We start from the raw sequence: 13,465 nt of genomic DNA on the forward strand, positions 1-13,465 counted from the left end.
AGGATCGTGGACTCTGCGGAACGGGACCAGCGGTTCGATCGGGCGACGGAGCTCTTCGACGGGCTGAACGCGCGGGACGTGAGCGTCGTGGCGCTCACCTGGGTCGACAACAGCGGCATCCTCCGCACCAAGTCCGTTCCCCTGCGCAGACTGGCCCACGCGGCGGCGCACGGCGTGGGCGCGTCACCGGTGTTCGACGTCTTCCTGTTCGACGACTTCATCATCCAGGGCCGGTTCGCCGGCGGCCCGGTCGGCGACCTGCGCCTGCACCCCGACCTCGACCGCCTCACCGTGCTCGCGGGCCAGCCGGGCTGGGCCTGGGCCCCCGCCGACCGCCACTTCCAGAGCGGTGTCCCCTACCCGATGGATCAACGCCTGCAGGCCCGCAAGGCCGTCCGGAACCTCGCCGACGCGGGCCTCACCGCCCGGGCGGGCTTCGAGATCGAGTGGTGCCTGGGCAAGTCCGGAACCGACGACTGGGTCCCCGCGACCAGTGGATCCGCGTACGGCCACGCCCGCCAGGTCGAGCTGTCCGACTACTGCGTGGACCTCCTCGACGCCCTGGACCAGCAGGACGTGGAGGTGCTCCAGTTCCACCCCGAGTACGCCGCCGGCCAGTTCGAGGTCTCCACCGCTCCGGAGGACCTCGTGGCCGCCGCGGACACGGCCGTGCTCGTCAAGGAGACCATCCGCGCCGTGACGATCCGGCACGGCATGCGCCCGTCGTTCTCGCCGAAGGTCATCAACGGCGGCGTCGGCAACGGCGGTCACCTGCACCTCAGCCTCTGGCGCGACGGCACGAACCTCTTCGACGGTTTCCAGGACGAGGCGAAGCAGTTCAGCGCGGGCATCCTCACCCACCTCCGCGCGTTGTGCGCGATCGGCGCACCCTCTCTCGCGAGCTACCTCAGGCTCGTGCCGAACACATGGGCCGCACCGTTCGTGGCGTGGGGCGAGGAGAACCGCGAAACGGCGCTGCGCCTGATCCGGGACAACCTGGAGATCAAGTGCTTCGACCTGACCGCGAACCCGTACCTCGTCGTCGCGGGTGTGGTCGCGGCCGGCCTCGACGGCATCGCCACGCAGGCCGCGCTGCCCGAGGGCCTCAACGTCGACCCGGCGCTGCTCGGCGACGTCCCGCGCCTGCCCACGTCGCTCCGGGAAGCCGTCGACGAGTTCGAGAAGGACGCCGTGCTCACGCAGGCGTTCGGGCAGGAACTCGCGGGCACGATCGCCGACGTGCGGCGCGGCGAGATGGAGCGGTACAAGGACGCGAGCCCGCAGGGCATCGCCAACGTCACTCGCTGGCGCTATTGAGCTCCTTGCGCAACCGCGACAGCGCCCGGTGCTGGGCCACCCGGACCGCACCCGGCGTCGACCCGACCGCCTCGGCCGTCTCCTCCGCCGACAACCCCACCATCACGCGCAGCACGACGATCTCGCGCTGCTTCTCGGGCAGCACGCGCAGAAGCGTCGCCATCTGATCCGAGAGCTCCCCTTGCATCGCGCGCTGCTCAGGCCCGGCCGCGGTGTCCATCGACTCCGGCAGCTCGGGCACGGCCTCGGCGCGGTTGCGCGAGAAGCTGCGGAACGAGTCCGCCACCTTGTGCGCCGCGATCCCGTAGACGAACGCCAGGAACGGACGCCCCTGGTCGCGATACGACGGCAACGAGGTCAGCACGGCCAGGCACACGTCCTGCGCCACGTCGTCCGCCGACGCGAACGATCCAACGCGCGCACGGCAGTACCGCACGATCAACGGCCGGATGGTGCCGAGCAGCCGTTCGACGGCGACGCGATCACCGGCGACAGCGCGCGCGACGTGCTCGTCCGCGGTCTGAGGGCGGCTCGAGTAGTAGGAAGGTGCCGGAGGGTCGACCGGCTCCTTGTTGCCACCGGCAGTCCGTTCGACCAACGCGTCGAGGGTCCCCCTGGAAGCGGAGACCGGCCCACCCACGGACGAGCCCTGAACGGCTTCCGCGGGAACCTTGCGGTGCAGGCCGGGTGTGAACTCCACGCAGATCACCGTTCCTCTTCTGGACGCCGGCGCACCGCGAGTCGCGCCCGCCGGATCCGTCCTTCGACCGCGCGCGGGGTGAGTCGCATCAACTCACCGATCTCCGCATGCGAATAGCCCTGGTCATGAAGGAAGAGCAACCGCTTGCTGTCCTCGCTCAGCGTGGCGAACGCGGCGTTCGCCGCCGCCTGCTCGATGACCGCGTCCTCGGGATTCCCCTCGGCCACGACGTTTTCGAGCGAGGCCAGCGTGTCCACGAGCCGTACGTCCTGCCAGCCGTGTGCATGCGTCTGCCAGCGGCGGTACACGTTCGGGAACGCGAGCACGCAGGCGTTGACGAAGTACTCGTTCAACGGCTGCCCGTGCTCGACCGACCACTCCCGGCCGAGCAGACCCCGGTCCCGGAAGTAGACGAACCCCTCGTACACCGCGTCGCTCGCCATTTCCTCGGCCTCCTGCCGCGAGATGTCCTGCTGGTGCAGGTAGCGGCCTTGTCGCCCGCAGCGGGAGAAGATGGCACCGGACCACACGATCTTCGTAACGATCGTGAGTCCGTGCCCGAGAAGCTGACGGTGGAACTGGTCCCAGCGAGGCCCGGACAGCCCTGACTCGCGAAAGTGCTGGACCAGCACCCCGTCGATGCGCAGCCGGTCGGCGGCAAGCGCTGAGTCCGAACTTCCCATGCCCCCTGGTCCCTATGTCGGTGTCTTCCTGCTCTCTAGGTATGTCGTTTGGGTGCGTCCACCCCACGCACTCGCCACGTCTCGTAACAAACGCAAACGAATGTCACCCGATCGGGACAGCCAATGACGCGATCTCCTTGCGAAGGCGACCGATCGCCCGGTGCTGGGCGACACGAACCGCGCCCGGCGTCGACCCCACGGCTTCCGCGGTCTCCTCAGCGGACAGACCCACCACGACGCGCAGCACGAGAATCTCGCGCTGCTTGTCCGGCAGCACATGCAGCAGCCGGCCGAGCGTGCCGTTCAACTCGTCCTGGAGGACGAACTCCTCCGGTCCGACACCCCGCACGGCTTGGTCGGGCACCTCGGCCACCGGCTCCGCTCGGTTACGAGCCATCGCCCGGTGAGCGTCGGCGACCTTGTGCGCGGCGATGCCGTAGACGAACGCGAGGAACGGCCTACCTTGCTCCCGGTACTTCGGGAGAGCCGTCAGCACGGCCAGGCAGACCTCCTGCGCGACGTCGTCCGCAGTTGTCGCAGAGCGACCCACACGCGCGCGACAGTACTTCACCACCAGTGGTCGCAGGTAGCGAAGTAGCTGGTCAGTGGCCCTGCGCTCGCCTTGCACGGCCAGGCTGACCAGTTCTGCGGATAAAGCCGAACTCTCCATTCGAAGCGTCCCCTCGTCGACGTCCCGTGGAGGAGACGTGCGACGCGTCACTCCTTATGCGGAAAGTAGGAAGAAACTTCGAACGTCACCCGTTTGCAGCAACGAACAGCGGTTGGTAATAGGCACGGAGCGACCACTGCACGTAACCGAAACCCGCGCGTTCCGCCAAAGCGGTGATTTCATGACGAGTAATCGCCCAATACCGTGCCTTGCCCACCACGACGCGCCACGCGTCGGCTTCGTGGAGCCGGAACATCTCCAACTCGTACTGATCGCCGTCCCAATGCCAGAGCTGGAACCACACGACTCGGCCCGGCCCGACGGACGGAGGAGTCGACGACGGCCGCTCGTTCCGGATCGCGTCGTAGTCGCGCGTCGAGAGGATGAGCCGGCCTCCGGGACGGAGCACACGCCGCATCTCCCGCAGCGCCGCCAGGACGTCCTGAGCCGTCAGCAAATGGGGTAGCGCGTTGTCCGCCGCGAGCACGACGTCGAATGAGGCATCCGCGAACGGCAGCGAGCGCATGTCCGCTGCGAACGCGGGCAACGTGAGCCCACGCGCAGAGGCCTCCACAACGGCCCGAGAAGCCGCCTTGGGACTCAGATCGGTGCCCACGACCTCATAGCCGCGTAGAGCAAGACCGATCGCCTGCGTGCCGATGCCGCACGCACAGTCGAGAACGCGCGCGCCCGCCGGGATGAACTCCGCGAGCTGCGACGCCTGCCGGGCCATCGACGCGTCCCAGTCCGGGAACATCAGGTCGTACGTCCCGGACAGGTCGTCGTAGAAGGCACCGGTCAAATCAACTCCTCGACCCCCACGGACGTGCGGAGCTTCGCCAGCGCACGGTGCTGAGCCACCCGCACGGCACCAGGCGTCGACCCGATCGCTTCGGCCGTCTCCTCCGCCGTCAGCCCGACCACCACGCGGAACAGCAGGATCTCGCGCTGCTTGTCCGGCAGGCCCCTCAGCAACTGACCGAGCCGCGCCGAGAGCGAGCCGAGCAGCGCGCTCTCCTCGGGGTCGATCGCCAGCGACGGACCGTCCGGCACCTCGGCGACGGGCTCCGAGCGGTTGCGCGCCGAGACCCGGTGCGCGTCGGCGACCTTGTGCGCGGCGATGCCGTAGACGAACGCCAGGAAAGGTCTTCCCTGCTCGCGATAGGTGGGCAGTGCGGTGAGCACCGCCAGGCAGACCTCCTGCGCGACGTCGTCCGCCGACGCGTACGCCCTTTCGTTGCGACCGACGCGCGCACGGCAGTACCGCGCCACGAGCGGGCGCACGGAGGCCAGCAGCCGTTCGACGGCATGCCGGTCACCCGCAACGGCCTCGTTGACCAATGAGGCCAGCAGGTCGGAACTTTCCATCGCGTTGGTCCCTACGTCGGCAGCGAAGACATTATCTTTCGCCGCCGAGTTGTTTGGGACCACTCATCAGGGTCATAAAAGTCCCGTTTGCAAAGGGTTTCAAGCCGTGCGGCGGGCGAGCACGTGCAGGCGGGCGGCGACGTCCCGGAGCGGGGACCGCGTGGCGGCGGCCAGTTCCAGCTCGGCGAGCGCGTCGGCGACACCCGGATTCGCGTCCAGCACCACACCGGGCACGAGATCAGAAACTACCCCGTGACCTTGCAGGATTTCCACGGAGAGGCCGGCTTCGAGGACGAGTTTCTCGAGTCCGGCGACGTCGAACCGGCGCTGCAACGGGTCGCGCGTGCCCGCGAGCTGCCCCGCGTCGTCGTCCAGCAGCCTCCGCGCGTCGACGATGCGACCCGCGATCGCGCGGTGCAGGATCGCCGCGAACCGGTTCGCGACCAGCACCGACACCGCGCCGCCGGGCGCCACCGCGGCGGCCAGCGAGGCGAGCGCGGCGGGCGCGTCGTCCACGACCTCCAGCAGCCCGTGCGCCAGCACCAGATCGGCCTCGCCGGCGGGAACGCCCAGCGAATCCGTGTCGCCCTGGACTGCGTTGATGGTCACACCGGCTTCGCGCGCACGGGTGTTCAGCGTGGCCAGTGCGTTCGGCGAAGGCTCCACGACCGTGACCGCGCATCCCGCTGCGGCTAGGGGAACAGCCCAGACACCGCTGCCACCACCAACGTCGAGCACACGCGGGTGTTCCCCACCCCTGCGCTCGCGTGCGGCGGCCAATTCGGCGTCGAGCACCCTCTGTACGGCGTCCGGTCGCATGTCCAACAGAGTAGGAGACCCTAGAGTAGGTCTGTGCATACGGTGTCCGTGCTCAGCCTCAAGGGAGGCGTCGGCAAGACGACGGTGGTGCTCGGCCTGGCCTCTGCCGCTCTCCGCCGTGGTGTCCGCACTCTGGTGATCGATCTTGATCCCCAGTGCAACGCCACGTCGACGTTGGAGCCAGAGGAGTCCAAGGCCAGCATCTACGACGTCCTGCAGGACCCGTCCGAGGAGAACCTGGAAGAGGCGATCCGCCCGAGCAGGTGGGGTGACGGCATCGACGTGCTGTCCGGGTCCGAGGACGCCGAACTGCTCAACCACCCCGATCCGAACGAGTCGCGGTTGCACCGCCTGAAAGACGCGCTGCGCACGTTGCGGGACATGTACGACGAGTTCCCGTACCACCTCGTGCTGCTCGACTGCCCGCCGTCGCTGGGCCAGCTGACCCGCTCGGCGCTGGTGGCGGCCGACCGCGCGTTGCTGGTCACCGAGCCGACGATGTTCGCCGTGGCGGGTGTGCAGCGGGCGTTCGAGGCGGTGCAGAACGAGCGGGAGAGCAACAACGCCGACCTGCAGCCACTGGGCGTCGTCGTGAACCGCGTGCGGCCGCGTTCGCACGAGCACCAGTTCCGCATCGAAGAGCTGCGGGACATCTTCGGGCCGTTGGTGATGCCGGTGGCGTTGCCGGACCGTCTCGCCGTGCAGCAGGCACAGGGCGCATGCATGCCGATCCACGAGTGGGGTACTCCCGGCGCACGTGAGGTCGCGCTGGCGTTCAACCTGCTGCTCGCCCGCATCCAGCGCATCTCGCGGAGCCGGCGCCGTGCCGTGCACCACGACTTCAACGACGACGAGATCCAGGAAGCGGTGGATGCCTGAAGGGGACACGGTCTTCCTGGCCGGTCATCGCATGCACGAGGCGCTGGCCGGGAAGACGCTGCGACGCGGGGAACTGCGTCATCCCCGGCTGGCCGCGCTCGACCTGACCGGTCTGGACGTGCTCGGCGTCCGCACGTACGGCAAGCACATGTTCACCCGGTTCTCCGACGGCAACAGCCTGCGCAGCCACTTCCGGATGGACGGCTCGTGGCACCTCTACCGGCCCGGCGAGCGCTGGCGCCGTCCCGCGCACCAGGCCCGCGCGGTGTTCGAGGTGGACGACCGGCAGGCCATCGGATTCGCGCTGCACGACCTGGAGTTCCTGCCGACCACCGATGAGGACCGGCTCATCTCCCACCTCGGACCTGATCTTCTGGCAGCCGAGTTCGACGCCGCTGAGGCCGTTCAGCGGTTGACCGCCGATCCTTCCCGGGCCATCGGGCTCGCATTGTTGGATCAGCGGGTCATGGCCGGCGTCGGCAATCTCTACCGCGCGGAAGTCTGTTTCCTGTTGCGCGCTCTGCCGACCGCCCCGGTGTCATCCGTGGACGCCCCACGTGCGGTTGCGCTGTCACGCAAGCTCCTGCAGGCCAACCAGTGGCGGCCCGAGCAGAGGACCACCGGCGACCTGCGCGTGCAGCACTACGTTTTCGAGCGGACCGGCAAACCCTGTTTGCGATGCGGCACAAGAGTCCGATCGGACGAGATCGACGGCAGATTCGTGTACTTCTGCCCAAAATGCCAATCAGATTGAACCGAGACGCTCTTCCAGCCGTGTGCCCCAATATGGCGGTCAATCTGGATGCGTTGCGCCCCGGCTTCACCGACGACCCGTACGCGGTGCTGAAGAGCCTGCGCGACGCAGGTCCCGTGCACCGGGTCGAGACCTTCGGCGTGCCGATGTGGCTCGTGACCCGCTACCCCGACGTCCGTGCCGCGCTGGACAACCCGCTGCTGTCCTCGCACGGCTCCGCGCTCGCCGAACCGCTGCGCGGCCATCCGCACTTCGCGTCGTGGTGGTTCGGCGACCTGTCGGACCACATGATGAACAGCGACGGCCCCGACCACACCAGGCTGCGCCGTGCGGTGTCGAGCCAGCTCACGCCGCGCCGCATCGCCGCGCTGCGTCCCCGGATCGAGCAGGTGGCCGCTTCCCTGGCCGAGCGGTTCGCGGACTCCGGCCGCTGCGACCTGATCGCGGACTTCGCCGCGCCGCTGCCCATCACCGTGATCATGGAACTGCTCGGTGTCCCCGCCGTCGACCAGGAGAACTTCCGCTACTGGGCGGACGTCGTCACCGGATTGGCCGACGGTGACGCGACCTCGGCCCGCGAGGAGACCTCCGGCTACCTGCGCGACCTCGTCACGCACAAGCGGACCTCCGGCGACGACGACCTGATCGGCGGCCTGGCCCGCGCGACCGGCGAGGCCGCGCTGTCCGACAGCGAACTGGCCTCGCTGGCGTTCCTGCTGCTCGTGGCCGGCTACACCACGGCCGTGGACCTCGTGGGCAACGGTGCGCTGGCGTTGCTGCGCCACCCCGAGCAGCTCGAACTGCTGCAGCGCTCGTCGTCACTGCTGCCGGGCGCCATCGAGGAGTTCCTGCGGTTCGACGGGCCGACCTCGCACCTGCTGCGGTTCGCGTCGCAGCCGCTGACGATCGGCGGCGCGCAGATCCAGGCGGGCGACGTCGTGCTGCTGTCGCTGGCCTCCGCCGAGCACGACGGCAACCGGTACCCGCGGGCCGACCAGCTCAACATCGAGCGGGCGGACCGCCAGCACCTGGCGTTCGGGCACGGCATCCACTTCTGCCTGGGCGCGCCGCTGGCCCGGCTGGAGGGCGAGGTGGCGTTCCGGACGCTGCTGGGGCGGTGCGCCGGGCTGGCCCTGGACACCTCGCGGCCGCTGTCCTGGCGCGTGTCGCTGGGCAGCCGCGGCTTGCGAGGGCTCCCGGTGACGTTCCTGACCAAGCCCGCGATGCCGCTGGACGAGCAGGCGACGATCAAGGTGCCGAAGCCGCTCTAGCCGCCGGCTGCGGACCACAGGGCCGTGCGCCTGCCCTGAGCTGGCGTTATAGGGTGAGCGCGTGGTGTACAAGCAGGTGGTGCGCAGGGCGTTGTTCGGGATGCACGGCGGCGACGTGGAGCGGGTCCACGAGACCACGCTCGACGTCATGGCGCGGCTGAGCCCGCTGGCGAGGTTCGCCCGCAACCAGAACAACCCCCGCACCGTGTTCGGTGTCCGCTTCCCGAACCCCGTGGGGCTCGCGGCGGGCCTCGACAAGGACGGGCGGGCGTTGCCGGCGTGGGGTGCGCTCGGCTTCGGGTTCGTCGAGGTCGGCACCGTCACGTGGCACGCGCAGCCGGGCAACCCGAAGCCCCGGCTGTTCCGGCTCCGCGAGGACGAGGCGATCATCAACCGGATGGGCTTCAACAACGCGGGTGCGCAAGCGCTTGCCGCGAAGCTCGACCGGACGCCGCTCAAGGCACCGCTGGGGATCAGCCTCGGCAAGTCCAAGATCACGCCGGTCGAGGACGCCGTGCAGGACTACCTGAACTCGCTGAACGCGTTGAAGAGCCACGGCGACTACTACGCGATCAACGTGAGCTCGCCCAACACTCCCGGTCTGCGCAGCCTGCAGGACAAGGGCGCGCTCACCGAACTCGTCGCGACCCTGACCGCGGCGACGGACAAGCCGATGCTGGTCAAGATCGCGCCGGACCTCACCGAGGACGCCATCGCCGAGGTCATCCAGGTGTGCGTCGACAACGGCATCAAGGGCCTCATCGCCACGAACACCACCCTCAGCCGTGAGGGCCTCACGAGCGTGCACAGGAGCGAGACCGGCGGCCTCAGCGGCAAGCCGCTCACCCAGCGCGCGAACGACGTGGTCCGGTTCATCACGAAGAACAGCGACCTGCCGGTCATCGGTGTCGGCGGCATCGCGTCCGCCGACGACGCCAAGCGCATGATCGACGCCGGCGCGAGCCTCGTGCAGATCTACACCGGGTTCATCTACGAAGGTCCCGGCCTCGTGTCGAGGATCAACCGGGCACTGAGGTGAACGTCAGGTGTGCCGCGCGGCCCGGAGCCAGCGCATGACGGGGTGCAGGATCACGACGAGCAGCGAGCCCCACACCATGCCGCCCATCTCCAGGTCGCCGATCTCGATGGTGAGGTCGCCGACGCCGGCCACCAGCGCCGCGCCGCCGACCATCGCGTTCGCCGGGTTCGCCAGGTCGACGCCGCGGTCCATCCAGATCCGCACGCCGACCAGCACGATCAGGCCGTAGAGGACGAGCGTGCAGCCGCCGAGCACGCCTGGCGGGATGGTGCCGAACAGCGCGATGGCCTTCGGAGAGAACGCCAGCAGCGTGGCGAACACACCGGCGAACGCGAACGCCGCCGTCGTGTAGACGCGGGTCACGGCCATGACGCCGATGTTCTCGGAGTACGTCGTGGTCCCGGCGCCGCCGCCGAGGCCGGACAACGCGGTCGACAGGCCGTTCGCGATGATCGCGTCGCCCGCGCTGCCGTCGAGGTTGCGGCCGGTCAGCGCGGCGACCGCCTTCACGTGCCCGACGACCTCGGCCACCAGCACGATCACGACGGGCAGCATCAGCAGCACCACGGACGGCCGCAGTTCGGGCTGGTAGAGCTTCGGCAGGCCCACCCACGCCGCGTCGCGCAGCGCGGCGAGCCGTTCCGACGACACGGCACCGAACGCCAGGCCGCCCATCCAGATCGCGACGAAGCCGATCAGGATCGAGAACCGGAACACCAGGCCGCGGCCCAGCACGCCCGCCAGCAGGATCACCAGCGTGGTCAGGCCGGCGAGCAGGGGCTGCTCGCTGAAGTTCGAGGTGGCCTGCCGCGAGAGGTTCAGCCCGATGAGGATCACGACGGCGCCGGTCACGACCGGCGGCATGACCGACTCCAGCAGCCGCACGCCGAGCGCCTTGACCGCGATGCCGACGACGATCACCAACAGGCCAGCGGCGACGACACCGCCGAGTTGCGCCGCGATGCCCTGTTCGCGCGCGGCCACCAGCGGGGCCACGAAAGCGAAGGACGAACCGAGGTAGCTCGGGACTCGGTTCTTGGTGATGACGAGGAAGAGCAGGGTGCCCAGGCCGGAGAACAGCAGGGTGGTGGCGACGGGAAGACCGGTGGCGGCGGGGACGATCACCGTCGCGCCGAACATGGCGACCAGGTGCTGCACTCCGAACCCGATGGTGAGCGGCCAGCTCACCCTCTCCTGGGGTGCGACGGTTTCACTGTCGGTGATCCGACCGTCCCCGTGCACGGTCCACAACGCCAACGCACTGCCTCCCGGCAATTCAGCCGGACTTCCCGCAGACCGGCCCCGGAATCCTGCCACGCCATGTAGCGGCTACGGCTAGATAACGGTCCGATAATCACACGATTGTCCTAAAGATCTCCAGAGAGAACCGCCGAATAGGCGCAGGCAACTACGGACCGTTACTTTTTAGTGCGCTGAATAGCCTGAGACGTCGCGCATCGCGGACGCGAGACCGGCCATGTGGTCCGTGGCGTCGTCCAGCACCTCGCGCGGGTCCTGGAACTGCGTGCTCGCCGCCAGCGCATGACCCGCGGCGGCCACCAACGCACAGTAACGGTCCACGCCGTCGGCCAGCTGGATCCTGAGCACCCGCACGCCCTCGACCAACGCCGCGCGCTCCAGGTGCGGTGCGGTGTCGCGTGCTCGTTCGACGGCCTGGAGCTGTGCGCACACCGCGCGGATGGCCGCAGAGGCCTCCTGGGCGGTCTGCCGGGCGTGCTGGACGGACTCGGTCGGCATCGACGTGAGCGCGGGCGAATCGAGCTGCACGAGCAGCTGGTTCATCGTGTCCTCGGCACTGTGCAGCTTCTCCATCGGCACGCGCGCGGACGAGACGTGCGCGGGCAGCGGCGGCCTGGGAGGCGGCGGTGGAGCGAGCTCCAGCCGCACCTTGTCCGCCTTGATCTCACGCAGCTTGAACCCGCTGCGCACGGCGAGGACGGCGGGCACCGCCGCGCCGATCGCCCCGGTGACGGCGGCCCACGTGCCGAGCACACCGGTGAAGCCCAGCACGGCGAGCGTGCCGAGGATCGAGATCACGATGAGCCAGAACGTGAGAATCGCATTCGTGCGCTTGCGCTTGCGTTCGAGCTTGGCGCGGGGGTCGTTCCACTTCTGCATCCGGTAGCGCGCCTGCTCGGCCAGCGGGTGGCCCTGGAGCGACGCACCCAACTCGTTGACGACCTTGCGGACGATCTCGTTGTTGGGACGGTTTCTCCAGGGCTCCATGATCACCTGCTGACTCCTCCTGCCCCGACGCCCAGAATCAGTTCTGGGCGGGCGGAACCTGCTGCTGCGTGGTCTTCTGCTCTGACTGGACGCGCTGCGCGATCTCGGCCTGGATCTGCGCGGCGGCGCTGTTGCCCGCGGTCACCTGCTGCGGCGTGTTCGCCTGACCGCCGTGCATCGAGGCGCGGATCTGCTCCAGACGCGACGAGCCGGCCAGCTGGGTGGTCGAGGCCTGCACCTCGAGCATCCGGCCCTGCACGGAGTTCTGGGCGAGCTCGGCGGACCCGAGGGCCGTCGAGTAGCGCTTCTCGATCTTGTCGCGAACCTCTTCCAGCGACGGTACGTTGCCCGGCGCGGCGAGTTCGCTCATCTGGTTCAGCGACGCGGAGACCTGCTCCTGCATCTTGGCCTGCTCCAGCTGGCTGAGGAGCTTGGTGCGCTCGGCCAGCCGCTGCTGCAGCATCATCGCGTTGCGCTCGACCGCCTGCTTGGCCTGCGCGGCGGCCTGCAACGACTGGTCGTGCAGCGTCTTGAGGTCCTCGATGCCCTGCTCGGCGGTGACGAGCTGGGTGGCGAAACCCTGCGCGGCGTTCTCGAACTGCGTCGCCTTCTGCTCGTCGCCCTTCGCGCGCGCCTCGTCGGCGAGCACGAGCGCCTGACGCGCGGAGGCCTGCAGCTTCTCCACGTCGCCCAGCTGGCGGTTCAGCTTCATCTCCAGCTGACGCTGGTTGCCGATGACGGCCGCAGCCTGCTGCGAGAGGGCCTGGTGCTGCCGCTGCGCCTCCTCGATGGCCTGCTGGATCTGCACCTTCGGGTCAGCGTGCTCGTCGATCTTCGACGAGAACGACGCCATCAGGTACTTCCAGAACTTCACGAACGGACTGGCCATCTCCTACGCCTGCCTTCTCGGTGCCGGTGTTGGATCCATCGTCTCAATTGTTCGTCGGCGTATCCACCGACATGGGGAGATATCCGGGAACACCCTGACCCACCCCGGGACTTAGGAGTACACGCCTGACGACGTGCCAATCCTGCCCGCACCCGCGCCCGGAGACGCGGTGACCCAGCGTGCCGATGCCAAGCCGTTGCCTGCCGTTCAGCACGCTGCCGTCGTTGTCAGTTGAACGTCCGAAGACGCAATCTTGTTGCACACCGTCACGTGGCGGGGGCCACAGACGGCGGGGATCACCCGAATGCAGGCGACCCCGCTCGCCATGGGGCGAGCGGGGCCGGCTGAGTACACGGGGTTATGCCGCGACGACTGCTTTGGGAGTCTCGCCGATCTTGCTCGTGAGCCTGTGACTGAGCATGGGTTGAAGCCGCAGGTCGGACAGGTCGTCCGACAGCGTGGACGGCAGCACACGACCACCCTCCAGCTTCCCCCGCTCCGCTCGTCCGTCCGGGACGGTGTCGGGCACCGTGTCCGGCGTCTGCTGGACGGCGCCGATGTCGGAGGCGACGTGGTGCAGCAACTCGGACAGGGGCAGTTCCAACGCGTCACAGATGGCCGCGAGGAGTTCGCTGGACGCCTCTTTGCGGCCGCGCTCCACCTCGGACAGGTACCCCAGGCTCACGCGGGCGGTCCGAGAGACCTCGCGCAGCGTGCGGCGTTGGTTGGTGCGGGCATGGCGAAGTCGATCACCGATCGCCTCGCGTAGCAGCACGGTCATCGCGCGCCTCCTTCCGGCCGGCCGTGTCCCTACGTTACCGATCGACAC

14 protein-coding genes and 1 pseudogene are annotated in these 13,465 nt (G+C 68.9%); 5 read left to right on the forward strand and 10 right to left on the reverse strand.

What is annotated here, in order from left to right; translation table 11 throughout:
- Positions 1 to 6 precede the first annotated feature (6 nt).
- Positions 7 to 1,317 (forward strand): glutamine synthetase, encoded by a 1,311-nt coding sequence (locus AB0M48_RS08415; RefSeq protein ID WP_363837243.1) that lies wholly within the window; start codon positions 7 to 9, stop codon positions 1,315 to 1,317.
- On the opposite strand, the pseudogene AB0M48_RS08420 reads toward AB0M48_RS08415, so the two are convergent.
- The 6 genes and pseudogenes from AB0M48_RS08420 to AB0M48_RS08445 form a co-directional block, all read right to left on the reverse strand.
- Positions 1,298 to 1,831: pseudogene (locus tag AB0M48_RS08420) on the reverse strand (sigma-70 family RNA polymerase sigma factor); the annotation flags it as partial. The gene AB0M48_RS08415 and the pseudogene AB0M48_RS08420 overlap by 20 nt on opposite strands.
- Before the next feature lie 191 nt (positions 1,832 to 2,022).
- Positions 2,023 to 2,700, reverse strand: a complete 678-nt coding sequence (locus tag AB0M48_RS08425; protein ID WP_363837246.1) for a sigma factor-like helix-turn-helix DNA-binding protein — start codon at positions 2,698 to 2,700, stop codon at positions 2,023 to 2,025.
- Between the two features lie 103 nt (positions 2,701 to 2,803).
- A complete protein-coding gene (locus AB0M48_RS08430) occupies positions 2,804 to 3,370 on the reverse strand; it encodes a sigma-70 family RNA polymerase sigma factor (RefSeq protein ID WP_363837249.1) in 567 nt (188 codons plus the stop codon).
- Between the two features lie 85 nt (positions 3,371 to 3,455).
- Complete coding sequence (locus AB0M48_RS08435) at positions 3,456 to 4,172, reverse strand: class I SAM-dependent methyltransferase (RefSeq protein WP_363837252.1); 717 nt, start codon at positions 4,170 to 4,172, stop codon at positions 3,456 to 3,458.
- Positions 4,169 to 4,738 (reverse strand): sigma-70 family RNA polymerase sigma factor, encoded by a 570-nt coding sequence (locus tag AB0M48_RS08440; RefSeq protein ID WP_363837256.1) that lies wholly within the window; start codon positions 4,736 to 4,738, stop codon positions 4,169 to 4,171. The genes AB0M48_RS08435 and AB0M48_RS08440 overlap by 4 nt, the downstream gene beginning before the upstream one ends.
- Before the next feature lie 99 nt (positions 4,739 to 4,837).
- Positions 4,838 to 5,557: a class I SAM-dependent methyltransferase gene (locus AB0M48_RS08445; RefSeq protein ID WP_363837259.1), complete on the reverse strand. Its 720-nt coding sequence runs from the start codon at positions 5,555 to 5,557 to the stop codon at positions 4,838 to 4,840.
- 33 nt (positions 5,558 to 5,590) lie between these two features.
- Between AB0M48_RS08445 and AB0M48_RS08450 the strand changes: the two genes are divergently transcribed.
- The 4 genes from AB0M48_RS08450 to AB0M48_RS08465 all read left to right on the forward strand — a co-directional run bounded on the left by AB0M48_RS08450 (position 5,591) and on the right by AB0M48_RS08465 (position 9,500).
- Positions 5,591 to 6,436 (forward strand): ParA family protein, encoded by an 846-nt coding sequence (locus tag AB0M48_RS08450; RefSeq protein WP_363837262.1) that lies wholly within the window; start codon positions 5,591 to 5,593, stop codon positions 6,434 to 6,436.
- Positions 6,429 to 7,190, forward strand: a complete 762-nt coding sequence (locus AB0M48_RS08455; protein ID WP_363837265.1) for a DNA-formamidopyrimidine glycosylase family protein — start codon at positions 6,429 to 6,431, stop codon at positions 7,188 to 7,190. The genes AB0M48_RS08450 and AB0M48_RS08455 overlap by 8 nt, the downstream gene beginning before the upstream one ends.
- Before the next feature lie 32 nt (positions 7,191 to 7,222).
- Positions 7,223 to 8,461: a cytochrome P450 gene (locus AB0M48_RS08460; RefSeq protein WP_363837269.1), complete on the forward strand. Its 1,239-nt coding sequence runs from the start codon at positions 7,223 to 7,225 to the stop codon at positions 8,459 to 8,461.
- Between the two features lie 61 nt (positions 8,462 to 8,522).
- Positions 8,523 to 9,500 carry a quinone-dependent dihydroorotate dehydrogenase gene (locus tag AB0M48_RS08465; RefSeq protein ID WP_363837272.1) on the forward strand — a complete coding sequence of 326 codons (978 nt, stop codon included), beginning with the start codon at positions 8,523 to 8,525 and terminating at the stop codon, positions 9,498 to 9,500.
- 3 nt (positions 9,501 to 9,503) lie between these two features.
- On the opposite strand, the gene AB0M48_RS08470 is transcribed toward AB0M48_RS08465, so the two are convergent.
- The 4 genes from AB0M48_RS08470 to AB0M48_RS08485 all read right to left on the reverse strand — a co-directional run bounded on the left by AB0M48_RS08470 (position 9,504) and on the right by AB0M48_RS08485 (position 13,417).
- The gene (locus AB0M48_RS08470; protein ID WP_363837275.1) at positions 9,504 to 10,688 is read right to left on the reverse strand and encodes a solute carrier family 23 protein; all 1,185 of its coding nucleotides are present in this window, start codon (positions 10,686 to 10,688) and stop codon (positions 9,504 to 9,506) included.
- A gap of 237 nt (positions 10,689 to 10,925) precedes the next feature.
- Positions 10,926 to 11,747: a hypothetical protein gene (locus tag AB0M48_RS08475; RefSeq protein ID WP_363837278.1), complete on the reverse strand. Its 822-nt coding sequence runs from the start codon at positions 11,745 to 11,747 to the stop codon at positions 10,926 to 10,928.
- Between the two features lie 37 nt (positions 11,748 to 11,784).
- A complete protein-coding gene (locus AB0M48_RS08480) occupies positions 11,785 to 12,636 on the reverse strand; it encodes a PspA/IM30 family protein (RefSeq protein WP_363837281.1) in 852 nt (283 codons plus the stop codon).
- 358 nt (positions 12,637 to 12,994) lie between these two features.
- A complete protein-coding gene (locus AB0M48_RS08485) occupies positions 12,995 to 13,417 on the reverse strand; it encodes a helix-turn-helix transcriptional regulator (RefSeq protein WP_363837284.1) in 423 nt (140 codons plus the stop codon).
- Positions 13,418 to 13,465: the final 48 nt, after the last annotated feature.

This window comes from Lentzea sp. NPDC051208, from assembly GCF_040682435.1.
Classification (GTDB): Bacteria; Actinomycetota; Actinomycetes; order Mycobacteriales; family Pseudonocardiaceae; genus Lentzea; species Lentzea kristufekii.